The following is a 23,258-nucleotide window of genomic DNA, read 5'->3' on the forward strand; positions in this document are numbered from 1 at the left end:
GCCGCTTCGTGTTGACGGAGGGTCCGCGTGTCTTGGCGGGCTACTCCTGCTTCTTCGCGGCCTCGCCCGACGCGTACAGGGCGTCGACCTCGTCGGCGTAGTCGGCCAGGACGCGGCGGCGCTTCAGCTTGAGGGAGGGCGTCATGTAGCCGTTCTCCACGGTGAAGGCCGCGTTCACGATGCGGTAGCGGCGGATCGACTCGGCGCGCGAGACGGCCTTGTTGGCGCGGGCGATCGCCTTCTCGAGAGACTCGCGCACCTCGGGCAGGTTCGCGGCCTGCGCCGCATCCACGACGGGCAGGCCGTGGGTCGAGAGCCACTCGGGCAGCATTTCCGTGTCGAGCGCGATGAGCGCGCCAATGTAGGGACGGTTGTCGCCGACCACGATGATGTTCGCGATGAGCGGGTGCGTCGACAGGGCCTCTTCGAGGATCTCGGGGGAGACGTTCTTGCCGCCCGCGGTGACGATAAGTTCCTTCTTACGGCCCGTGATACGCAGGTGCCCGCGATCGTCAATCGAGGCGAGGTCACCCGTCTTGAACCAGCCGTCGACGTAGGCCTCGGCCGTGGCCTCGGGCAGGTTGTGGTAGCCCTTCGACACGGAGATACCGCGCACGAGCAGCTCGCCGTCGGGGGCGATCGTCATCCGGTTGCCGGGCCAGGGGAAGCCCACCGAGTCCGGGGGGAAGTCCTGCGGCGTCTCCACGGAGATAGGGCCGGTCGTCTCGGACAGGCCGTAGCCCTGGAGGAGCGTGATGCCCAAGCCCCGATAGAAGTTTGCCAGGTCGAGGGCCAGGGGAGCTCCACCCGAGATGATCGTGTGCAGGTTCGGGCCCAGGATCGCGCGGACCTTCGACAGGACGAGCGCGTCGGCGACGCGGGCGCGCAGTTTCAGCGCGGACGACGGGCCGGGGGAGGGCATCGCCGAGGCATCGGGAATGGGCGTCGTGTCGGGGCCGGGACCAGCGACCGCGGACTCGGGCAGGGGAGAGTCCACGTAGGCGGTGGCCTTGGACAAGGCGCGCGCCTGCTTGGCGGCCCAGGAGAACATGCGCCCCTTCACGCCTCCACCTGCTTTCGCGGCGGCAGCGTTGTAGACCTTCTCCATGACGCGCGGAACCACGAGGAGCATCGTCGGCTTAAAGGTCGCGATGTCGTTGACGAGGTTACGGGTGTCCGGGGAGAAAGCGGTGACGCCCTGACCGGCGAGCAGACAGTACATGACGAAGCGCGCCAGGACGTGGGCGACCGGCAGGAAGAGCAACGAGCGCGACTTCGGGTCGTTGATGAGGACGGGCAGGAAGTCGTAGGCCTGCAGCATCGGCGAGATGAAGTTGCCGTGCGTGAGTACGACGCCCTTGGGCATACCGGTCGTGCCGGAGGTGTAGATGACCGTCGCCTCGTCGCTAAGCGTCACGGCGTCGGTGCGCTCGCGCACCTGCTCGACCGTGACCCCCTGGGCGGCGCCGGTCAGGACGCGCTCGGCGCCGCGGTCGAGGGAAAGGATATGGCGCACGCCGTCGGTGCGCACGGACTCGACCAGCTCGGCCTGCTGCGTCGTCGCGGTGATGACGATGCGCACGTCGGCGTCTGCGAGGATATGGGCGATCTGCTGCGCGGAATCCGTCTCGTAGATGGGCACGGTGATCGCGCCGCAGGACAGGGCGGCCACGTCGATGAGGGCCCACTCATACGAGGTCGGGGCCAGGATCGCCAGGTGGTCGCCCGCCTCGAGGCCGATGCCGATGAGGCCACGCGCGATGGAGTCGGCTTCGCCGAGGAACGTCTCCATGGTCACGCGGCGCCATGCGCCGACGTTGGATCGGCGCTCGATCGCGACCTGCCCGGGGTGGCGCTCGACGCGCAGATGGAGCATCTTGGGTAGGTTCATGTCCTCGGTGGCCTCGCGCGTGGCGATCGACTCCCATGAGCCGTCGGCGAGCCTGCGTACCGTCATTGCGGTCCTTTCGTGGGGTGGGCGCTGTGCGCCGTGCGTGGTGAGATCAGTTCTTCTTGGCGCGGCGGAAGAATCCGTGCTTCTTTGCCGGCTCCGCGGAGACGGGGCCGCCGTACAGGGCGTCGACCTCGTAGGCGTAGTCGGTCAGGACCTTGCGGCGGCGCAGCTTCATCGACGGCGTCACGTAGCCGTTTTCGACGGTGAAGCTGGCGTCGATGATGCGGAACTTGCGGATCGACTCGGCGCGGGAAACGGCCTTGTTGGCGCGTTCGACGGCCTTTTCGAGGGACTCGCGCACGGCGGGCAATTCGGCGGCCTCGGTGGGCGAGCACTGCGCCAGGCCGTGCTTGGCCAGCCAATCGGGCAGCATGTCGGCGTCGAGCGTGAAGAGGGCGCCGACGTAGGGGCGCTGGTCGCCCACCACGATGACGTTGGCGATGAGCGGGTGGGTGGCCAGGGAGTCCTCGAGGACCTCGGGGGAGACGTTCTTGCCGCCCGCGGTGACGATCAGTTCCTTCTTGCGGCCCGTGATGGTCAGCTGGCCCTTGCGGTCGATGGAGCCGAGATCGCCCGTGTGGAACCAGGTGCCGTCGGGCATGACCTCGGCGGTCTGCTCGGGCAGGTGGTAGTAGCCGGGCATGACGGACTGGCCGCGCACGAGGATCTCGCCGTCCTTGGCGATCTTGATGAAGTTGCCGGGCAGGGGCAGGCCGACGCCGCCGATCGGGTTCTTGCCAATGTGCTGGACGGCGATCGGGCCGGTGGTCTCGGACAGGCCGTAGCCCTGGATGAGGGTGATGCCCATGCCCGCGTAGAAGTGGGCGAGGTCGGTGGCCAGGGGAGCGCCGCCGGAGACGATGTAGCGCAGGTTGGGGCCGAGCACCGTGCGGATCTTCTTCAAAACGAGGGCGTCGGCGATGCCGTGGCGGATCTTCTTGAAGGGGCCGGGACCGAAAGTCTTCTCGGACGCGAGGGAGTAGGTGCGGGCCTGCTTGGCACTCCACGCGAACATGCGACCCTTGATGCCGCCGCCCGCCTTGGAGGAGGCGGCGTTGTAGACCTTCTCGAGGACGCGGGGCACGACGAGGAGCACGGAAGGCTTGAAGGCCTGGATGTCGGGCAGCAGGTTCTTAATGGAGGGGGAGAAGCCGAGCACGCCCTGGCCGGAGAGGATGACGTGCATGACGAGTCGGGCGAGCACGTGGGCGACGGGAAGGAAGAGCAGGAGGCGGGTCTCGGGGGAGTCGATGACCTCGCCGAGCACTTGGCGCGCACCCTGCGCGGTTGCGACGAAGTTCGCGTGCGTGAGGGCCACGCCCTTGGGGTTGCCGGTCGTGCCGGAGGTGTAGATGATGGTCGCGATGTCGGACGAGGATACGGCGGCGCGTCGGCGTTCGACGTCCTCGATGGTGACGTTCGTGGCGGCGCGCGCGACCTTGCGCAGGGCGCCCTGGTCGAAGGAGTCGACCGAGAGCGTGAAGGACGGCGCGACCGAGCGCACGAGCTCGGCCTGCTGGGTGGTGGCCGTGAAGACGCGGGTGACGTGCGCGTCGGTGAGGATGTGCTGGATCTGGGAGGCGGAATCGGACTCGTAGATCGGGACGGTGATCGCGCCGACGGACAGGAGCGCGAGGTCCAGGAGGAGCCACTCGTACGAGGTGGGGGCGAGGATCGCGACCGCGTGACCCTGCTCGACTCCGAGGCCGATGAGGCCACAGGCGGTGTAGTCGACCTGGCGCTGGAGCTCGCCCGCGGTCAGGGAGCGCGTGGAGCCCACGGAGGAGCGCTGCTCGAGGGCGACCTGTTTGGGGAATGTGGTGGCCCGCTTGGCGAGCATGTCGGGGATGATGTCGTGCTCCCCGACCTTGTAGGCCGGCTTGATCGTGTAGGAGCCGTCACGCATGCGCTTCATCGTGTCCTCCGGGATGTCGGTTCAAAGACTGAACAACAGGTTCGATGTGAGTCTACTGGTTGTGGCGCGGCCCCCGCCCCTCAATCGGGGTGGGGGCCGCTCAAGTGACGGTTAGATCACAGGTCGTAGTACATCTGGTATTCGTAGGGGTGTACGTAGGCGCGCATCGGGGCGACCTCGTTGGTCTCCTTGTACTCCAGCCACGTGTCGATGAGGTCCTGCGTGAAGACGTCACCCTCGGTGAGGAACTCGTGATCCTCACGCAGCGCGTCCAGGGCGGCCTCGAGGGAGCTCGGCAGCTTCGCGATGTCCTGGTACTCGGTCGGGGGCAGTTCGTAGAGATCCTTGTCGATGGGGGCTGCCGGCTCGATGCGGCGCTTGATGCCGTCGATGCCCGCCATGAGGCACGCGGAGAACGCCAGGTAGGGGTTCGCGCTCGGATCCGGCACGCGGTATTCCACGCGCTTGGCCTTGGGCGACGTGCCCGTCACGGGGATGCGAATACAGGCGGAGCGGTTGCGCGCCGAGTACACGAGGTTGATCGGAGCCTCGAAGCCGGGGACCAGGCGTCGGAAGGAGTTCACTGACGGGTTCGTGAAGGCCAGCAGCGCGGGCGCGTGCTCGAGCAGGCCGCCGATGAACCAGCGCGCCGTGTCGGACAGGGAGCCGTAGCCGCGCTCGTCGTAGAACAGGGGCTCGCCGTTCTTCCACAGCGACATGTGCGTGTGCATGCCCGAGCCGTTGTCCCCGAACAGGGGCTTGGGCATGAAGGTCGCGGAATGACCGAACTCGAGGGCGGAGTTCTTGATGACGTACTTGAACTTCATCATGTCGTCGGCCGCGGTCTGCAGCGTCGCGAAGCGGTAGTTGATCTCCTGCTGGCCGCCCGAGCCGACCTCGTGGTGTGCGCGCTCGATCGTCAGGCCGACCTCCTCGAGGAGGCGGCTCATCTCGTCGCGCACGTCCGCGTACTTGTCGGCGGGGGAGACGGGGAAGTAGCCGCCCTTGACGGCCACCTTGTAGCCCATGTTGCCGCCCTCTTCGACGCGGCCGGTGTTCCAGTACGCCTCGGGGGAGTCGACGGAGAAGAAGGTGTTGTGGGGGCTGACCTGGTAGCGCACGTCGTCGAAGAGATAGAACTCGGCTTCGGCGCCGATGAAGCACTCGTCCGCGATGCCGGTGGAGCGCAGGTAGGCCTCGGCCTTGGCGGCCACCTGGCGCGGGTCGCGCGAGAAGGGTTCGTCGGTGAAGGGGTCGACGATTGAGAAGTTAACGACCAGGGTCTTGCGATCGCGGAACGGATCGACGAAGGCGGAGGAGATGTCCGGGATGAGCTTCATGTCGGACTCGTGGATGGCGGTGAATCCGCGCACCGAGGAGCCGTCGAACATGAGACCGTCCGACAAAGCGGCGTCCAGGAATTCGCTCACGGGGATCGTAAAGTGCTGCTGAACCCCGGGGACGTCGCAGAAGCGGACGTCGACGAGTTCAATGTTCTGCTCGGAGATAAAGTCTGCGACCTCTTGGGTGGAGGTGAACATGAACGTCCTTCTTTGTGGGAGAGCTGTACTCAATGGTCAAGAATCGGTCAATTCGTAACCAAGTCCAGTATATGCCTACAGGTGGCGAGCGCGCGTATTGGTTTCATTATTCAAAGGTTTCATGACATAGAGCACGCCCACAGAGGGTGACGGGCGCTCCCAGCCACGGCCTCGTACGCTGGGACCGTGGCAGATCCTTCGACGTACAGGCCCCGCACGGGAGACATTCCGACCTCGCCGGGCGTCTACCGATTCTCCGACCCTCACGGGCGCGTCATCTACGTCGGCAAGGCCAAGAACCTGCGCAATCGCCTCACCAACTACTTCCAAGACCTGGCTAACCTGCACCCGCGCACCCAGCAGATGGTGACGACCGCGAGCGCCGTCCAGTGGACCGTCGTGCGCTCCGAGGTGGAGGCCCTCACGCTGGAGTTCACGTGGATTAAAGAGTTCAATCCGCGCTTCAACGTCATGTTTAAGGACGACAAGTCCTACCCCTACCTGGCGGTGTCGATGGGGGAGCGCTTCCCCCGTGTGCAGGTCACGCGCGAGCGCAAGAGGGCCGGGTCACGCTACTTCGGTCCGTACACGCAGGTGTGGGCGATTCGCGACACGATCGATCAGCTCCTTCGTGTCTTCCCGATGCGCTCGTGCTCGGCGGGCGTGTTCCAGCGTGCGAAGGCTCAGGGGCGTCCGTGCCTGCTCGGTTACATCGACAAGTGCGCGGCCCCGTGCGTGGGGCGCATCTCGATGGAGGAGCATCGCGAGCTCGGAGAGGGGCTGTGCCAGTTTATGGAGGGGCGCACCGGCCCGGTGATCCGGGACCTCGAGGAGCAGATGCGCCAGGCGTCGGCGGAGCTGAACTTCGAGCGCGCCGCGAAGCTGCGCGACGACGTCAAGGCGCTGCGCACGGTGCTCGAGCGCAACGCGGTGGTGCTCGACGACGGGTCGGACGCGGACGTGTTCTCTCTCGTCAGCGACGACCTGGATGCCGCCGTTTACGTCTTCCACGTGCGCGGCGGGCGCATCCGCGGTACGCGCGGCTGGGTGATTGAGCGCGTGGATGGGGCGGGGGACGAGGCGCTCATGTCCCGCCTCCTCGAGCAGGTGTATTCCTCGGCGTCGATGGACGAGGCCGGGGCGGGGAGTGCGACGAAGGTGGCGGCGGTGAGCGTGGACGACGTCGCGCACACCCCGACCTCGGCGATCCCGCGCGAGGTGCTGGTCTCGGTCGCGCCCGAGGAGACCGAGACGATTGTGCGTTGGCTGGGACAGATGCGCGGCGCGTCCGTGTCGATCCACGTGCCCAGGCGTGGCCCGAAGGCCCAGCTCATGGCAACGGTGACGGAGAACGCCCGCCAGGGGCTCGCCCTGCACCGCACGAAGCGCGCCGGCGACATCACTGCGCGCTCGAAGGCGCTGGAGGAGCTGGCCTCGAACCTGGACCTGCCGGGTGCACCCCTGCGCATCGAGTGCTACGACGTCTCACACACGGGAGGCGAGAATCAGGTGGCCTCCATGGTGGTCTTCGAGGATGGTATGCCTCGTAAGGACGCCTATCGCACCTACAACATTCGCGGAGAGGACGGAAACGGCACGCCCGACGACACGAGCGCGATGAACGAGGTCCTCACCCGTCGCTTCTCGCGCCTGCTCGCCGAGGAGGCGGGCGTCAAGGGCGAGGACGAGGATGGCGTCGCCTTCGCCTCCGGCCCGATCGACGAGACGACCGGGCGTCCCAAGCGTTTCTCGTACAGGCCCGACCTGGTGCTCGTCGACGGTGGCCTCCCGCAGGTCAACGCCGCTCGCGCTGCCCTGGACGCCGTGGGTGCGGACGTGCCCGTCGTTGGTCTGGCCAAGCGCCTGGAGGAGGTGTGGATTCCCGGCGACGAGTTCCCCCTCATCCTGCCGCGCACCTCGGAGGCTTTGTATCTGCTCCAGTATCTGCGCGACGAGTCCCACCGCTTCGCGATCACGAAGCATCGCAAGAGGCGCTCGAAGGCTCAGCGGCGTTCGGTGCTGGACTCCATCCCGGGGCTTGGACCCGCGCGCCAGGCGGCGCTGCTCAAGCATTTCGGCTCCGTGAAGCGGATTCGGGAGGCGAGTCTCGAGCAGATTGCTGAGGTTAAGGGCGTGGGACCCGCCCTCGCTGCTTCGATCCGCGATAGGCTTGCAGCATCGTCAAGGGAGGACACACCATGACCACAATGCTTCCGATGCCGCTTCCTGCGCGGGTGCTGCTCCTGGGCTCCGGCGAGCTCGGCAAGGAGGTGACGATCGCCCTGAAGCGTTACGGCTGCACGGTGATTGCCGCCGACTCCTACGAGGGCGCTCCCGCGATGCAGGTCGCCGATTCCTCCCTGGTGTTCGACATGAGCGACCCAAACGCCTTGCGTGAGGTTCTTGACGGCGTCGACGTCGACCTGATCGTTCCCGAGGTCGAGGCCATCGCCACGGACGAGCTGTCCGCTGCGGAGGAGCGCGGCGTGCGCGTGGTCCCTAACGCCTTCGCCGTCCAGGCCACGATGGACCGCCAGCGCATCCGCACTCTGGCGGCCGCCCTGCCCGGCGTGCGCACCTCCGCCTTCCGCTTCGCGCGCAGTGAGGCCGAGCTGGCGGAGGCCCTCGACGAGGTCGGCTACCCGGCCTTCGTCAAACCCACGATGTCCTCCTCCGGCCACGGGCAGTCTCGCGTGAGCAGCCCCGAGCAGGTCCGGGCGGCGTGGAACCACGCTGAGGAGGATGCGCGCGCGACAACCGGCGTGGTCATCGTCGAGGAGGGCATCGACTTCGACTACGAGATCACCCTGCTCACCGTGCGCTCGTGGGACGCAGCAAGCTCCAGTGTCCGCACCTCCTTCTGCGTGCCCATCGGCCACCGCCAGGAAGACGGCGACTACGTCGAGTCCTGGCAGCCGATGGCGATGAGCGAGGAAGCGCTCGCCTCCGCCCGGCACATGGCCAAGGAGGTCACCGACGCCCTCGCCGAGCACGGAAACGGCCCGTGCCTGGGCATCTTCGGCGTCGAGTTCTTCGTGCGTGGCGACCAGGTGTGGTTCTCCGAGCTCTCGCCTCGCCCCCACGACACCGGCATGGTCACCATGGTGACCCAGCCCCAGTCCGAGTTCGAGCTCCACGCGCGCGCCATCCTCGGCCTGCCCACCTCCACGGCCCTGGCCAGCCCCGGCGCCTCCGCCGTCATCAAGTCCGCGCGCGCCATCGCATCCCCTGCCTACCGTGGCGTCGCCACCGCGTTGGCCACCGCCGACATCGTGCGCCTCTTCGGCAAGCCGATCAGCCGCGCTGGGCGCCGCGTCGGCGTGGTCGCCGCCACCGCCACCACCCCCAAGGAATCGCGCGTCATCGCCCGACGCGCAGCAGCCGCCATCACGATCGACGACGCTGCGCGCCCCAGCGCATAGCACGCCACCCCGCCCCCAAGGAGGACACCATGACCGATCACGCACCCCAGGAAGCGCCACGCGCCGCGGACGCCCCGGCCTCGTCCGCGAGGGAGGAAAACCCGCGCACCTTCCCCGAGGGCATCCCCGTGCGCGACATGATGCGCGTCAAGTACGAGCCCCGCGCCGCTAACGAAGTCCTCATCATCACCGGCTACTCGGGAGCGGGCCGCACGGGCGCCGCGCGAGCCCTCGAAGACCTCGACTGGTACGTCGTGGACAACCTGCCCCCGTCGATGCTGCCCGCCCTGGTCGGCATGATGTCCAACGACCCAGCTGCCGGCGTCCACCGCCTGGCCGTCGGCGTCGACGTGCGTTCTCGCACCTTCTTCCGCACGCTGGACGCGACCCTCGAACAGCTCAAGGGCGCCGGCATCGCCTACCGCATCATCTTCCTGGAGGCAAGCCCCCAAGCCCTTGTACGACGCTACGAGTCCAACCGGCGCCCCCACCCCCTCCAGGGGGCGGGCACCCTCATGGACGGCATCAAGGCAGAGATTCGTCTGCTTGCCCCGCTGCGCCGCGCCGCCGACGAGGTCATCGACACCTCCGCCATGAGCGTGCACGACCTCACCCGACGCATCCGAGACATCGTGGCGGGGGAGAAGCGCCCCCTGCAGGTCACCGTCGAATCCTTTGGTTTCAAGCACGGGCTGCCCCTCGACGCCGATCACGTCGTCGACGTCCGCTTCCTGAAGAACCCCTACTGGGTCGACGAACTGCGCCACCTCACCGGAAAAGACCAGGCCGTCGCCGACTACGTCCTCTCCCAGCCCGGGGCCCGCGATTTTGCTCTCGGCTATGCCGACTTGTTGGCCCCCATGCTCGCCGGCTATCTGGCAGAATTGAAGCCATTCGTCACGATCGCCGTCGGCTGCACGGGCGGAAAGCACCGCTCCGTCGCATGCTCCGAGGCCATCGCCGCTCGCTTGCGCGAGCACGGACATTCGGTGCGCGTCATGCACCGCGACATTGGGAGAGAGTAATGCCCTACCTTGATGCAGCTGGCTGGGTCCAACGAGGAGAATCCGGCCAGTCCATCGTCGCCCTCGGAGGCGGGCACGGCCTGTCCGCGACCTTGCGGGCCCTTCGCCACATCACCCGCGCCCTGACCGCCGTCGTCACAGTCGCCGACGACGGCGGCAGCTCCGGCCGCCTCCGCCAGGAAATGCCGATCCTGCCGCCCGGCGACCTGCGCATGGCGCTGGCGTCCCTGTGTGAGGAATCCGAATGGGGCCTGACATGGCGCGACGTCATGCAGCTGCGCCTGGACACGACCGGCCCGCTCAACGGGCACGCCCTCGGTAACCTGTTGATCTCCGGCCTCTGGCAGCTCCTCGACGATCCCGTCGAGGGCCTCGACTGGGTCGGCCGACTCCTCGGGGCTCAGGGACGCGTCCTGCCCATGGCGACCACCCCGATCGACATCGAAGCCGACATGAACGACGGCGGGCGCCGCTACGTCGTCGCCGGCCAGTCCAAAGTCGCGGTCGCGCCCGGCACTGTCGAGCACGTGCGTATCACCCCCGAGGCTCCCGCGGTGCCCGGCGCCGTCATCGAGGCCATCTCTGAGGCCGACTGGGTCGTCCTGGGCCCCGGCTCCTGGTACACCTCTGTTATCCCACACCTGCTGGTTCCCGAGATCAACCGAGCGCTGGCCACGACCGACGCCCACCGTGCTCTCGTGCTCAACCTCGCCCGCCAGCGCGGTGAAACCGACACGATGTCGACGGCCGATCACGTGCGGGTGCTGCGCGAGTACGCGCCCGCGCTCAAACTCGACGTCGTCGTCGCCGACCCCACCGCCTGCGACGACATCGACGACCTGATCGTCGCCGCCGAGGAGCTGGGCGCTCGCGTCCTGCTGCGCCAGGTGCGCACCGGCGACGGGGCGCCCCATCACGACCCGCTGCGCCTCGCCGCAGCCCTACGTGACGCATTCGACGGCTTCCTCGGGGAGGTCGGCCAGGCCGAAACGTGGTTACCTTAGAACCTGTTGCCCGCTGACAAACAACAGACACCATAGGGAGAATCCGTGTCGCTGACATCAGACATGAAGGACGAGCTCGCGCGCGCCGTCATCACCACCCCCTCCGAGGTGGCCGCCGAGGTAAGCGCGACGCTGCGCTTCGCGGGCGGACTCCACCTCGTCGGTGGGCGCATCCTCGTTGAGGCCGAGCTCGACTCGCCCGTCGCCGCGCGCAGGCTGCGCACCTACCTTCAGGCTCTGTACAACGCCGAATCTTCCGTGGTCGTCGTCTCCGGCTCCTCCCTGCGCCGGGGCAAGCGCTACGTCGTGCGCGTCGTCCACAAGGCTGACGAGCTCGCGCGACTGACCGGTCTCGTCGACTCGATGCGCCGCCCCGTGCGCGGGCTTCCCCCCGTGCTCGTCGCGTCGGGAAGCGCCGAAGCCGCCGCTATCTGGCGCGGAGCCTTCTTGGCACGCGGCTCCCTCATGGAACCCGGTCGCTCCTCCTCTCTCGAGATCACCTGCCCCGGCCCCGAGGTCGCCCTGGCCATGGTCGGCTGCGCACGCAAGCTTGGAGCGGCGGCCCGCTCCAAGGAAGTGCGAGGCACCGACCGCGTGTCCGTGCGTGACTCCGACGCCATCGGCACCCTCATCGCCGCCATGGGCGCGCCCCAGACCTTCGAGGCGTGGCAGGAGCGTCGCGAACGCCGCGAGGCCCGCGGCAGCGCAAACCGGCTGGCCAACTTTGACGATGCGAACCTGCGGCGCTCCGCGCGCGCCGCCGTCGCCGCGGGTGCCCGCGTCGAACGCGCCTTCGAGATCCTCGGTGACGACGTGCCCGCACACCTGCTTGAGGCCGGCACCCTCCGTCTGCAATACAAGCAGGCATCTCTGGAAGAGCTCGGCAAACACACGAATCCGCCGCTCACGAAGGACGCCGTCGCCGGACGCATCCGCCGACTCCTGGCCCTGGCGGACAAGGTCGCGCACGAACGCGGCATACCGGACACCGAATCCGCCCTCACTCTCGACATGCTCGAAGAGGACTGACTTCCTCCCCTGTTACGTTCGTCCCGGTCCAAACGAGAATTACCCCACGCGCAAATTTCGAAATTGGATTGTGACAGAGTCCGCTTTCGGGTGTAGATTAGGAACTGCTGGAACCGCAGAAATCTGCGGGCCGGGCTGGCAACCCGCACGCCCGGTTGCATCGAAAACCGTGCCCTGTGAGGGCACGAGCAGGAGGAACCATAGTGACCACCCGCGTTGGCATCAACGGCTTCGGCCGCATCGGCCGTAACTTCTTCCGCGCCGCTCTCGAGCAGGGCGCGGACATTGAGGTCGTCGCCGTTAACGACCTGACCGACAACAAGACCCTTGCTCACCTGCTGAAGTACGACTCGATCACGGGTCGCTTCCAGGGTGAGGTGTCCTACGATGACGAGGGCATCATCGTCAATGGCAAGCACATCAAGGTGCTCGCACAGCGTAACCCCGCCGATCTGCCCTGGGGCGAGCTCGGCGTTGAGGTTGTCGTTGAGTCCACGGGCTTCTTCACCGATGGCGAGAAGGCCAAGGCTCACCTGGACGGCGGTGCCAAGAAGGTCGTCATCTCCGCTCCCGCGAAGAACGTCGACGGCACCTTCGTCATGGGCGTGAACGAGGACAAGTACGACGGCGCCACGATGAACATCGTGTCGAACGCTTCCTGCACGACCAACTGCCTCGCCCCCCTGGCCAAGGTTCTCGAGGAGAACTTCGGCATTGAGCGCGGCATCATGACCACCATCCACTCCTACACGGGCGATCAGCGCGTCCTCGACGCCCCCCACAAGGATCTGCGTCGCGCCCGCGCCGCGGCCCTGAACATGATCCCCACCAAGACCGGTGCTGCCCAGGCTGTCGCCCTGGTCCTGCCCGAGCTCGAGGGCAAGTTCGACGGCCTCGCCGTCCGCGTCCCCACCCCGACCGGCTCCCTGACCGACCTCACCTTCATCGCGAAGAAGGAGGTCTCCGTCGAGGCCGTCAAGGCTGCCGTGAAGGCCGCCGCTGAGGGTGAGCTCAAGGGTGTTCTTGAGTACACCGAGGATCCGATCGTCTCCTCCGACATCGTGGGCGACCCGCACACCTCGATCTTCGACGCCACCGAGACCAAGGTCATCGGCAACCTCGTCAAGGTCCTGTCCTGGTACGACAACGAGTGGGGCTACTCGAACGCTCTCGTTCGCCTCACCGCCCTCGTCGGCTCCAAGCTCGCCTGAGCACACCGCTGAAACACCAGCCATGAGCTGATCAGCGAGATGCCCGTGCACGCTCGTGCACGGGCATCTCGTACATCACCACCGCCTTCAGACCGAAAGGACTCCTCGTGAGGACTATCTCCACCCTGGGCGACCTGCGCGGCAAGCGCGTCCTCGTCCGCTCCGACTTCAACGTTCCGCTCAAGGACGGCGTCATCACCGACGACGGCCGTATCCGCGCGGCGCTGCCGACCCTCAAGACCCTCACCGACGCCGGTGCCAAGGTCGTTATTATGGCCCACCTCGGCCGCCCCAAGGGCAAGGTCGATCCCGCCTTCTCGCTGGCCCCCGTCGCCGCGCGCCTCGCAGAGCTCTCCGGCGTGAAGGTCACCCTGGCCTCCGACGTCGTTGGCCCCTCCGCCGCCCAGACCGTTGCCGACCTGGGCGAGGGTGAGATCGCCCTGCTCGAGAACGTCCGCTTCGACCCCCGCGAGACCTCTAAGGTCGACGAGGAGCGCGAAGAGCTCGCCCGCGAGTACGCCAAGCTCGGCGACGCCTTCGTCTCCGACGGCTTCGGCGTGGTCCACCGCAAGCAGGCCTCCGTCTACGACATCGCCAAGCTGCTGCCCTCGGCCGCCGGCCTGCTCGTGCTCAAGGAGATCGAGTCCCTGTCCAAGGTCACCGGCGACCCCGAGCGCCCCTACGGCGTCGTCCTCGGCGGCTCCAAGGTCTCCGACAAGCTCGGCGTCATCGCCAACCTGCTGAAGAAGGCCGACATGCTGTTCATCGGCGGCGGCATGGTCTTCACTTTCCTGGCCGCTCAGGGCTACTCCGTGGGCAAGTCCCTGCTCGAGGTCGATCAGATCGACACCGTCAAGGGCTACATCGCCGAGGCTGCCGAGCGCGGCGTCGACCTGGTCCTGCCCGTTGACGTCATCGTCGCCCCCGAGTTCGCGGCCGACGCGCCCGCGACCGTCGTCACGGTCGACGCCATCCCCGAGGACCAGATGGGCCTCGACATCGGCCCTGAGTCGCAGAAGCTCTTCGCCGACAAGCTGGCCACCGCTAAGACCGTGGCCTGGAACGGCCCCATGGGCGTCTTCGAATTCGACGCGTTCGCCGGCGGCACTCGCGCCGTCGCCGAAGCCCTGTCCACGGGCTCCATGTTCTCCGTCATCGGCGGTGGCGACTCCGCCGCGGCCGTGCGCCTGCTCGGCTTCGACGAGAACACCTTCTCCCACATTTCCACTGGCGGCGGCGCCTCCCTCGAGCTCCTCGAGGGCAAGGTTCTGCCCGGTATCGCAGTTCTGGAGGACTGACTCATGGCACGTACCCCCCTCATGGCCGGCAACTGGAAGATGAACCTCGATCACCTCGAGGCCAACCACCTCGTCCAGGGCCTGGCGATGGCGCTGTCCGACGCGGGACACGACTACTCCAAGTGCGAGGTCCTGGTTATCCCACCGTTCACCGACATCCGCACCGTCCAGACCATCGTTGATGCCGACGATCTGGGCATCAAGTACGGTGCGCAGGACGTGTCGATCCACGACAACGGCGCCTACACCGGCGAAATCTCCACCGAGATGCTTACCAAGCTCGGCGTCTCCTACGTGGTCATGGGTCACTCCGAGCGTCGCGAATACCACGGCGAGTCCGACGAGCTCGTCGGCGCCAAGGCCCGCAAGGTCTTCGACGCCGGCATGACCCCGATCCTGTGCTGCGGCGAGGCCCTCGAGGTCCGCAAGGCCGGAACCTACGTCGAGTTCGTCCTCGGCCAGATCCGCGCCGCCCTGGCCGGCTGGAAGGCCGAAGAGGTCGCGCAGATCGTCATCGCCTACGAGCCCATCTGGGCCATTGGCACCGGCGAGACGGCTTCGGCCGAGGACGCTCAGGAAGTGTGTGGCGCCATCCGCGCCGCCCTGGCCGAAGACTTCGGCGCCGAGACCGCCGAGGCCACCCGCATCCTCTACGGTGGATCCGCCAAGCCCGGCAACATCAAGGAGCTCATGGCCCAGCCCGACGTCGACGGCGGTCTCGTCGGCGGCGCCTCCCTCAAGGCCGATTCCTTCGCCGCCATGGCGACGTTCTACGCCTGAGTAGACATCACGCGCCAGCCCCGCCCAGCCGTTTAAGCAGGGGTGGATCGGACGCGAGGTGGGGCCAACCGGTGTGCCGGTTGGCCCCACCGTCATTCTCCGTTACACTGAGCATGTATGTGCCCGTCATTGGGCGTGAACGCGATAGAGACTGGACCGACTGTGACGATTCTGAACAATGTGCTGACCGTGCTGATCTACCTGACCAGCATCCTGCTGACCCTGACCATTCTGATGCACAAGGGACAAGGCGGCGGCCTGTCGGATATGTTCGGTGGCGGCATCTCTTCTTCCGCGGGCTCTTCGGGCGTCGCGGAGCGTAACCTGAACCGCATCACGCTGGGTACCCTGCTGGTCTGGGTCATCTGCATCATCTGCTACGCGCTTCTGGTTAAGTTCGGCTCCTGATCCGTCGTGATCGACGTCGTCCTATGGCTCCCCGCCCTCGTGTGGGGAGCCATTTTTGTGTGGTCGTACCGCCGCGAACCCCGTCAGTTTCGCAACGCGTTTTTCTTTATCTTCTTCTGTGCTTCGGCTCTGTTGGCCGCCTCAGAGCAGCTGAATCAGTGGTGGATCACGGCTCCCATCATGATCTTCATCGCTGTGAGCCCACTCATCACGATCATCTTTATGCTCGTCAACGAGGTGCAGTTGGTGCGCCGCGAAGGATTTTCGCTGTCGCATGCGCTTCCGCTGCTGTTTGCCTGCGCGATTGTGGCTTGGTTCCTTGCTGTTCCGGCCGCGTTTGTCGTTGGAGTTCCTGGATTTGTCCTCGGCTTTCTGTTTGCGATGACTCTGTGCGGGGCGTGGTTTTTTCTGTCCTTTGTGGCGCTGCTGTTGTATTCCTGGCTGTACCGCTCACTTCCCCGCAAGCGCCAGTACGAGTTCATTGTTATCCACGGTGCGGGCCTGAATGGCACGGAGCTGACGCCGTTGCTGCGGGGGCGCGTTGATCGCGCGTATGACCTGTGGATCAAGCAAGAGAAGCGTGGGATTTTCATTCCGTCCGGCGGTCAAGGCTCCGACGAGGAGATCTCCGAGGCCGAAGCCATGGCGCGCTATCTGCGTTCCCGCGGGGTATCTGATTCGTCCATCGTTGTGGAGGACCACTCGACGACCACGTGGGAGAACCTCACGTACTCCCGGGATCTGATTGCGCGTCTGAGTGACGGTGCTCCGAGGCGAGCCGCGTTGGTGACAAGCGACTACCACGTCTTCCGGACGGCGTTGTACGCCCGCGCTGTCGGCTTTCGCGCGGACGGCCTGGGCTCGAAGACGGCCGGCTACTATTTCCCAACCGCCTTTATCCGTGAGTTTATCGCTATCTCGAGGCGCTACTGGTGGCCGTATGCGGTGATCATGGGGCTGTGGGTCCTCGCCACGATCGTCATCACCGCGCTGGGCGTGGGAGCGTGACGCGCCGAGGAACGCTCGTGCGGCGTTAGTGCGCTCGATCAGCAATACGAGAAGGGGGCTGGGCCTGTGGCCGAGCCCCCTTATCGCTGCGACAATCTCCTACGGGAGGTGGATCTGTGAGGCCGCCGCCTGATCGAGGTAAACGCGCGTCGAAGGGCCAAGGATCCCCGCAACGGGCAGGTCGAGGGGCGAGGCACCCGCGAAGGCACGCCCGACGGCCTCAGCTTTCCCCTCACCCGCCGTCGTCAGCCATACCTCGGGGCAGGCCCGCATGACCGGCATGGACACGGTGATACGCTCGGGCGGCGGCTTAGGGGAGTTGCGGATCGCCAGGATGGGGGAGGGCTCCTCCAGGTCAACACGCCCGGGGAACAGGGAACAGATGTGCCCGTCCGGCCCCATGCCGATCAGAGCGATGTCGAAGGAGCCGGAGCCCATCAGCTCGGTCCACGTGGCCCCGAAAGCGGACGTCGCCGCGTCGAGAGAACCCGCGCCGGGTGCGGATTCATCCGAGGTCGGCATGCGCACGAGCTCCACGCCGCTGGCCGCGTGGAAGAACCCCTCCCACGCCTGATCGTCGTTACGGTCGGCGTGCCCCGCCGGGACGAAACGCTCGTCGACCAGCCACACGCGCACGCGCGACCAGTCGACATCTCCGACGCGGGGGAGAAGCGAGGGCAGAAGCGACGTCGCCACAGCGCCACCGGAGATGGCCAGGTCGACGCGCGAGCCGACCTCGGCCTCGTCAATGAGAGCGCGCAGGCGCGCCAGGAACGCTCGGCCGACGGCCTCGTTGAGGGCCTTAACGCCCGGCAGTACCTCAAGCGTGTGGACACAGACCATCTCAGCCCTCCGATGAACAAGCGGCCAGGCGCGGCAGCTCGGTCGTGAGCAGCTGGCCGTAGTACACGTCCGGATCAAGGCGACGCAGGTCCTCCATCAGGGAATCCTGGACGGAGCGACGGGCCAGGTTCACGCTGCGATCCTCCAGGCCCGGGCGCGAGAGCCGTGCGACCGAGGAGGTGGCGCTGCGCGACAGCGACACGGTCGTGTCATCGTCGAAGAAGAACGTGATGTCGGTGATCGTGTGTGCCTCGCGATCGACGATCCGATCGACGGGCACACCCAGCTGGTGGTGCAGCCACGCGGCCACGAGGAACGGCGAGGGATGCGTGGCGTTACCCGCGACGCGGATAGAAGTGGGCAGGCGGTCGAAGTCCTCGGCGACGGCTGCGAGCAGCGCGCGCCACAGGGTGACTCCCGCCCACGCCAGATCGATGTCGCCCGGCGTGTAGACCCTCGACAGGGCCGACAGGGTCTCCATCGGGCACTGTGTGGCGCGCGAATCGGTAATGCGTTTGACCGCGAGGCGGCCCAGTGGGTGCGCGCCCGGATTCTCGGGCGGGGTGACCGGCCAGTAGGTGACGACCGGCGTGTCCGACTGGAGCAGCGGCATGACGAGCGAATCGATATTCGACGCCGCTTCGCCGCGAGGCTCGAGGATGATGATGTCGGACAGCCCGGCCGCGTCGCCCACACGAATCTGGGCGTTGAGGAGGGCTGCGCCCTCGGAGGACTCGGGCTCGACGATGACGATGACGCGGCAGGGGTGCTCGCGTGAGACCGCATCGGAGACCTCGATGGCCTTGTCCACGTCAATCATGTCGGGAACACAGATCAAGAGAGTCAGGACGCGGCTGAGAGCCGCGGAACCGCGCTCGTCGCGCAGCTCCACGATGCGGGAAGCGACCTCGGCGGACGTGGTGTTCTTCAGGGTGATGATCACGGGAGCCTCCAGAAACGGCCGTCGCGGGTCAGCATGTCGTGTGCGGATTGGGGACCCCACGTGCCCGGCGTGTAGGGCTCGGGCTGGCCCTGGGTCTCCCAGAAGGACAAGATCGGGTCGAGAATCTTCCACGAGGCCTCGACCTCGCGCTGGTGCGGGAAGAGGGGCGCGGAGCCGACGAGCGCGTCCAGGATGAGGCGCTCGTAGGCCTCTGGCGAATCCTCGGTGAAGGCGTGACCGTAGGCGAAGTCCATGGTGACGTCTCGCACCTGCATCGACGTGCCCGGAACCTTCGCGCCGAGCTTGAGGGTCAGACCCTCGTCCGGCTGGACGCGGATGACAAGCGCGTTCTGGGCGGACTCGCTGAGCGCAGAATTGCCGAAAGGCACGTGCGCGGAGCGCTTGAAGATCACCGCGATCTCGGTGACGCGCTTGCCCAGGCGCTTGCCGGCGCGCAGGTAGAAGGGCACGCCAGCCCAGCGGCGTGTGTCCACGAAGAGCTTGATCGCGGCGAAGGTCTCGGTCGTGGAGTCGGTGGGAATGCCGTCCTCCTCGAGGTAGCCGCGCACCTTGTCGCCGCCCTGCCAGCCGCTCGCGTACTGTCCGCGAGCAGTGCCTTCGGCGAGGTCCTCGGGTAGGCGCACGGCGGACAGTACCTTTTCCTTCTCAGCGCGGATTTCCTCGGGCGTGAAGTGAACGGGTTCCTCCATGGCGGTCAGCGCCATGAGTTGGAGGAGGTGGTTCTGGATGATGTCGCGTGCGGCGCCGATGCCGTCGTAGTAGCCTGCGCGCGTGCCGATGCCGATATCCTCGGCCATCGTGATCTGCACCGAATCGACGTAGTTCGCCTTCCACAGGGGTTCGAACATGGCGTTCGCGAAGCGCATCGCCATGATGTTCTGGACGGTTTCCTTGCCCAGGTAGTGGTCGATGCGGAAGACATCCTGCTCGTCAAAAATCTGCGAGATGACGTTGGAGAGCTCTTGCGCGGACTCAAGGTCGTGTCCGAAAGGCTTCTCGATGATGACGCGACGCCATTCGCGGCCCTGTCGCTTGTTCAGGCCGGTATCCGACAGGTGCTTGGCCACGACGGGGAAGTACGACGGCGGAATCGACAGGTAGAAGGCGTGGTTGCCGCCGGTGCCGCGCACCCGGTCGAGCTCGGCGACGGTGTCGGCGAGGCGACGGTATGCTTCCGGGTCATCGAAGGTTCCGGAGACGAAGCGTAGGCCCGATCGGAGCTGATTCCACGTCCCCTCGTTGAAGCCGGTGCGGGTGTGTGCCTCGATGGAGGCGCGAACGTATTCCTCGAAGTCCTGGGGGCTCCAGTCGCGTCGGGCGAAGCCGGTCAGGGAGAACGCGGGGTGGAGGAGGCCGCGGTTGGCTAGGTCGTAGATGGCGGGCAGGAGCTTCTTACGCGCGAGGTCACCGGTGATGCCGAAGATGACCAGGCCGCACGGCGGGGAGATGCGCGGCAGCCTGCGGTCTTGCGGATCGCGCAGGGTGGGGATCGCAGTGGTCACGAGTGGTCGCTCCATTCGCTCAAGGGGGTAGGACGAGGCCGTGGCCCGAACACTTCGCCCGCGGGGGAGAGGGACGGGACCGAGGACCCACACATGTGTACGAGAATAGGGCTGCTGGCGCGCCCTCGCGCGCCAGCAGCCCCTTCTCAGGCGAGGTGACTAGAAAGTCACGACCGGGCGTCTTCGATGGACTCCTTCGCTGCGGCGGCGACGTGCTCGGCGTCGATGCCGTACTCCTTGAAGAGCGCCTCGCCCGGCGCGGAGGCGCCGAAGTGCTCGATGGAGACCGCACGGCCGGCGTCGCCGATCCAGCGGTACCAGGGCAGGGCCAGGCCGGCCTCGACGGAGACGCGGGCGCGCACGGACGGGGGCAGAACCTCGTCGCGGTAGGCGCGGTCCTGGGCCTCGAACCAGTCGAGGCAGGGGACGGACACGACGCGGGCGGCGATGCCGTCGGCGGCGAGGGCCTCGCGCGCCTCAAGGGCGACGGAGACCTCGGAACCGGAGGCCATGAGGATCACGTCGGGGGTGCCTTCGGTGTCGGCCAGGACGTAGGCGCCGCGGCTGAGGTTGTCGGCCGTGGCCAGCCCGGTGCCTTCGCCGCGAGCGGGGTTGGGCAGGTTCTGGCGCGACAGGACGATCGCGGCCGGGTGCGACTGCTCGAGGATGGCCTTCCAGGAGGCGGCCGTTTCGGCGGCGTCGGCGGGGCGCACGACCGCGAGGTTCGGGATCGCTCGGTAGGAGGCCAGGTGCTCGATCGGCTGGTGGGTCGGGCCGTCTTCGCCGACGCCAATGGAGTCGTGGGTCCACACGTAGGTGACCGGCAGGTCCATGAGGGCCGCCAGGCGCACGGCGCCGCGCATGAAGTCGGAGAACACGAAGAACGTGCCGCCGTAGGCGCGGGTGAAGCTGTCGGCTGCGATGCCGTTGAGCGCGGCACCCATCGCGAATTCGCGCACGCCGAAGTGCAGGTTGCGGCCGAACTCGTCGCCGCTGAACGACGCAGAGGAACGGTGCGCGGGTAGGAAGGAAGGCTCTCCCTTCACGAATGTGTTGTTCGAGCCTGCCAGGTCGGCCGAGCCGCCCCACAGTTCGGGCAGGACGGGGGCAATCGCGTTGAGGACCTGGCCGGAGGCGGCGCGGGTCGCGAGCGCCTTGCCCTCTTCGAAGGTGGGCAGCGCGGCCTCCCAGCCGTCGGGCAGGCGGCCGGCGGACAGTCGTTCGAGCAGAGCGGCGCCCTCGGGGTTGGCGGCCTTCCACGCCTCGAAGCGTGCGTCCCAGTCCTTGCGGTACTTCGCTGCGCGGGCGGCGGCGCGGGCGCGGACCTCGTCCACGAGGGCGGCGTCGACGTCGAACATCTCCTCGGGGTCGGCGCCCAGGGCGACCTTGAGTCCCTTGAGGGCGTCGGAGCCGAGCTTGGCGCCGTGGATGCCGCCGGTGTTCTGCTTGCCGGGGGTCGGCCAGCCGATGATGGTGCGCAGCGCGATCAGCGAGGGCTTGGTGGTTTCGGCCTTCGCAGCCTCGAGGGCGTCGTTGAGGGCGGCGGTGTTCTCCTCGTAGGAGCCGTCCTCGCCGAGCCAGTCGACGCGCTGGACGTGCCAGCCGTAGGCCTCGTAGCGGGCCAGGACGTCCTCGTTGAAGGCGATCGAGGTGTTGTCCTCGATGGAGATGTGGTTGTCGTCCCAGATGACGGTGATGTTGCCGAGCTCCTGGGTGCCGGCCAGTGAGGAAGCCTCGGCGGAAACGCCCTCTTGGAAGCAGCCGTCGCCGGCGATGACGTAGACGTTGTGGTCGAAGACGGACTCGCCCAGCGGGGTCTGCGGATCGAGCAGGCCGTGGACGCGGCGGGCGTTCATGGCGAAGCCGACGGCCGAGGCGATGCCGGTGCCCAGGGGCCCGGTGGTGATCTCAACGCCCTTGGTGTGCCCGTATTCGGGGTGGCCGGGGGTCAGGGAGCCGGCGGTGCGCAGCTTCTTGACGTCGTCGAGCTCGAGGCCGAAGCCGGTGAGGTAGAGCTGGACGTACTGGGTCAGCGAGGAGTGCCCCGCCGACAGGATGAAACGGTCACGGCCGATCCAACGAGGATCGGCCGGATCGACGTTCATGACCTTGTTGTAGAGCAGGTATGCTGCGGGGGCGAGGGAAATGGCGGCTCCGGGGTGTCCGGATCCCGCCTGCTCGACGGCGTCCGCCGCGAGGAGCTTGGCGGTCTTGACCGCGTCGTCATCGATATGGTCCCATTGAAGTGTCACGTCGGCCTCCAGCCGTTGTTGGACCCCAGCATCGGGGTAGGGAAATGGTTACCGGGTCACATATTAGCGAAAATGTGCGCACGCGCATAGGTATCGCGCACATTTGTTGAAACCTCGCTTACTCTGACACCATGACGTCCTTGGAAGCCCTCGTGCATGAGTGGATGGACTATCTGCGCGTCGAGAAGGGCGCGTCGGCGCACACCGTCTCCAACTATCGGCGCGATGCCCTGCGATACGTCCGTGACCTCGCCGACCGCGGCGTTGCGAGCCTCGCCGAGGTGAGTGTGCGCGACATCGAGGACTACACGATGCGCCTCGCCTCAGGCGAGGTGACGGGCCACCCTGCCGCGGCCTCGTCGGTCGCCCGCGCATCCGCTGCCATTCGTGGCCTGCACAAGTACGCGCTCACGGAAGGGCTTGTCGGGGTCGACCCCTCCGCCCAGTTGTGCGCCCCCCGTGCGGGACGCCATCTGCCCAAGGCCCTGACGGTCGAGGAGGTGGGGCGCCTGCTCGACGTCGCCCACGCGGACGATTCGCCCATCGGTTTGCGTGACTGTGCGCTCCTGGAGCTGTTGTACGCGACGGGCGCGCGCGTGTCCGAGGCGGTGAGCCTGAGCGCCGATGACCTTGACCTTGACGGCGACGTCCCGGTGGTCCGCCTGTTCGGGAAGGGGCGCAAGGAACGCATCGTCCCCGTCGGTTCCTTCGCGGTCGAGGCGCTGGGGGCGTACCGGGTTCGTGCGCGTCCGGCCCTTGCGGCACGAGGCCGCGGCGCGACCGCGTTCTTTCTGAACTCTCGGGGCACCCCCCTCTCTCGCCAGAGCGCGTGGACCGCGATCCGCAGGGCCGCCGAAGCCGCGCAGCTGGAGTCGAGGGTGTCGCCCCACACGCTGCGCCACTCCTTCGCGACTCACCTGCTCGAGGGTGGGGCGAGCGTGCGCGAGGTGCAGGAGCTGCTCGGACACGCCTCGGTGGCCACGACCCAGATCTACACGGCGGTGACAGCCGCGGCCCTGCGCGAGGTCTTTACGCTCTCGCACCCCCGGGCGCGTGGCACCGACGAGATTGCCCGGCAATGACCTAGGATGAAGGAGTGACC

18 protein-coding genes are annotated in these 23,258 nt (G+C 67.1%); 11 read left to right on the forward strand and 7 right to left on the reverse strand.

Annotated features, from left to right (window positions below; all coding sequences use genetic code 11):
• Positions 1-40: 40 nt before the first annotated feature.
• The 3 genes from HMPREF1138_RS01985 to glnA all read right to left on the reverse strand — a co-directional run bounded on the left by HMPREF1138_RS01985 (position 41) and on the right by glnA (position 5,410).
• Entirely contained in the window at positions 41-1,957 is a 1,917-nt protein-coding gene (locus tag HMPREF1138_RS01985; protein ID WP_009056048.1) for an AMP-dependent synthetase/ligase, read from the reverse strand.
• A 46-nt stretch (positions 1,958-2,003) separates the two neighbouring features.
• Positions 2,004-3,869, reverse strand: a complete 1,866-nt coding sequence (locus HMPREF1138_RS01990) for an AMP-dependent synthetase/ligase (protein WP_009056028.1) — start codon at positions 3,867-3,869, stop codon at positions 2,004-2,006.
• Between the two features lie 116 nt (positions 3,870-3,985).
• Positions 3,986-5,410 carry a type I glutamate--ammonia ligase gene (glnA, locus tag HMPREF1138_RS01995; RefSeq protein WP_009056018.1) on the reverse strand — a complete coding sequence of 475 codons (1,425 nt, stop codon included), beginning with the start codon at positions 5,408-5,410 and terminating at the stop codon, positions 3,986-3,988.
• A 186-nt stretch (positions 5,411-5,596) separates the two neighbouring features.
• Between glnA and uvrC the strand changes: the two genes are divergently transcribed.
• The 10 genes from uvrC (at position 5,597) to HMPREF1138_RS02045 (ending at position 16,595) form a co-directional block, all read left to right on the forward strand.
• Positions 5,597-7,612: an excinuclease ABC subunit UvrC gene (gene uvrC, locus HMPREF1138_RS02000; RefSeq protein WP_009056023.1), complete on the forward strand. Its 2,016-nt coding sequence runs from the start codon at positions 5,597-5,599 to the stop codon at positions 7,610-7,612.
• Positions 7,609-8,832, forward strand: a complete 1,224-nt coding sequence (gene purT, locus HMPREF1138_RS02005) for a formate-dependent phosphoribosylglycinamide formyltransferase (RefSeq protein WP_009055998.1) — start codon at positions 7,609-7,611, stop codon at positions 8,830-8,832. Before uvrC ends, purT begins: the two co-directional genes overlap by 4 nt.
• A 29-nt stretch (positions 8,833-8,861) precedes the next feature.
• Positions 8,862-9,857, forward strand: coding sequence for an RNase adapter RapZ (gene rapZ, locus HMPREF1138_RS02010; protein ID WP_009055986.1), 996 nt, complete (start codon positions 8,862-8,864; stop codon positions 9,855-9,857).
• Entirely contained in the window at positions 9,857-10,861 is a 1,005-nt protein-coding gene (locus HMPREF1138_RS02015; protein ID WP_009055964.1) for a gluconeogenesis factor YvcK family protein, read from the forward strand. The genes rapZ and HMPREF1138_RS02015 overlap by 1 nt, the downstream gene beginning before the upstream one ends.
• Before the next feature lie 45 nt (positions 10,862-10,906).
• On the forward strand, positions 10,907-11,890 hold the full coding sequence (whiA, locus tag HMPREF1138_RS02020; RefSeq protein ID WP_009056065.1) for a DNA-binding protein WhiA: 984 nt from the start codon (positions 10,907-10,909) through the stop codon (positions 11,888-11,890).
• Between the two features lie 203 nt (positions 11,891-12,093).
• Complete coding sequence (gene gap / locus HMPREF1138_RS02025) at positions 12,094-13,101, forward strand: type I glyceraldehyde-3-phosphate dehydrogenase (protein ID WP_009056013.1); 1,008 nt, start codon at positions 12,094-12,096, stop codon at positions 13,099-13,101.
• Between the two features lie 107 nt (positions 13,102-13,208).
• Positions 13,209-14,399, forward strand: coding sequence for a phosphoglycerate kinase (locus HMPREF1138_RS02030; protein WP_009056032.1), 1,191 nt, complete (start codon positions 13,209-13,211; stop codon positions 14,397-14,399).
• Between the two features lie 3 nt (positions 14,400-14,402).
• A complete protein-coding gene (tpiA, locus tag HMPREF1138_RS02035; RefSeq protein WP_009056063.1) occupies positions 14,403-15,179 on the forward strand; it encodes a triose-phosphate isomerase in 777 nt (258 codons plus the stop codon).
• Between the two features lie 162 nt (positions 15,180-15,341).
• On the forward strand, positions 15,342-15,587 hold the full coding sequence (gene secG, locus HMPREF1138_RS02040) for a preprotein translocase subunit SecG (protein ID WP_009056010.1): 246 nt from the start codon (positions 15,342-15,344) through the stop codon (positions 15,585-15,587).
• Between the two features lie 6 nt (positions 15,588-15,593).
• A complete protein-coding gene (locus tag HMPREF1138_RS02045) occupies positions 15,594-16,595 on the forward strand; it encodes a YdcF family protein (protein ID WP_009056020.1) in 1,002 nt (333 codons plus the stop codon).
• A gap of 99 nt (positions 16,596-16,694) precedes the next feature.
• Here the strand turns inward: HMPREF1138_RS02045 and pgl are convergent, their stop codons facing one another.
• From pgl to tkt, 4 genes are all read right to left on the reverse strand, one after another.
• Complete coding sequence (gene pgl / locus HMPREF1138_RS02050; RefSeq protein ID WP_009056067.1) at positions 16,695-17,438, reverse strand: 6-phosphogluconolactonase; 744 nt, start codon at positions 17,436-17,438, stop codon at positions 16,695-16,697.
• 1 nt (position 17,439) lies between these two features.
• On the reverse strand, positions 17,440-18,381 hold the full coding sequence (locus HMPREF1138_RS02055) for a glucose-6-phosphate dehydrogenase assembly protein OpcA (protein WP_009055969.1): 942 nt from the start codon (positions 18,379-18,381) through the stop codon (positions 17,440-17,442).
• Positions 18,378-19,904, reverse strand: coding sequence for a glucose-6-phosphate dehydrogenase (zwf, locus tag HMPREF1138_RS02060; protein ID WP_009056062.1), 1,527 nt, complete (start codon positions 19,902-19,904; stop codon positions 18,378-18,380). The genes HMPREF1138_RS02055 and zwf overlap by 4 nt, the downstream gene beginning before the upstream one ends.
• Positions 19,905-20,071: 167 nt before the next feature.
• A complete protein-coding gene (tkt, locus tag HMPREF1138_RS02065) occupies positions 20,072-22,156 on the reverse strand; it encodes a transketolase (RefSeq protein WP_009055980.1) in 2,085 nt (694 codons plus the stop codon).
• Between the two features lie 131 nt (positions 22,157-22,287).
• Here tkt and HMPREF1138_RS02070 point away from each other — a divergent pair, with 131 nt between their 5' ends.
• The gene (locus tag HMPREF1138_RS02070) at positions 22,288-23,238 is read left to right on the forward strand and encodes a site-specific tyrosine recombinase XerD (RefSeq protein WP_039936541.1); all 951 of its coding nucleotides are present in this window, start codon (positions 22,288-22,290) and stop codon (positions 23,236-23,238) included.
• The last annotated feature ends 20 nt before the right edge of the window (positions 23,239-23,258 follow it).

This window comes from Actinomyces sp. ICM58, assembly GCF_000283035.1.
Taxonomy (GTDB): Bacteria; Actinomycetota; Actinomycetes; order Actinomycetales; family Actinomycetaceae; genus Pauljensenia.

Bases quoted from the DNA above. Each gene is read 5' to 3' on its own strand.
- HMPREF1138_RS01985 (WP_009056048.1), bottom strand. From the start codon at position 1,957: ATGACGGTACGCAGGCTCGCCGACGGCTCATGGGAGTCGATCGCCACG.
- HMPREF1138_RS01990 (WP_009056028.1), bottom strand. From the start codon at position 3,869: ATGAAGCGCATGCGTGACGGCTCCTACACGATCAAGCCGGCCTACAAG.
- glnA (WP_009056018.1), bottom strand. From the start codon at position 5,410: ATGTTCACCTCCACCCAAGAGGTCGCAGACTTTATCTCCGAGCAGAAC.
- purT (WP_009055998.1), top strand. From the start codon at position 7,609: ATGACCACAATGCTTCCGATGCCGCTTCCTGCGCGGGTGCTGCTCCTG.
- rapZ (WP_009055986.1), top strand. From the start codon at position 8,862: ATGACCGATCACGCACCCCAGGAAGCGCCACGCGCCGCGGACGCCCCG.
- HMPREF1138_RS02015 (WP_009055964.1), top strand. From the start codon at position 9,857: ATGCCCTACCTTGATGCAGCTGGCTGGGTCCAACGAGGAGAATCCGGC.
- tpiA (WP_009056063.1), top strand. From the start codon at position 14,403: ATGGCACGTACCCCCCTCATGGCCGGCAACTGGAAGATGAACCTCGAT.
- pgl (WP_009056067.1), bottom strand. From the start codon at position 17,438: ATGGTCTGTGTCCACACGCTTGAGGTACTGCCGGGCGTTAAGGCCCTC.
- HMPREF1138_RS02070 (WP_039936541.1), top strand. From the start codon at position 22,288: ATGACGTCCTTGGAAGCCCTCGTGCATGAGTGGATGGACTATCTGCGC.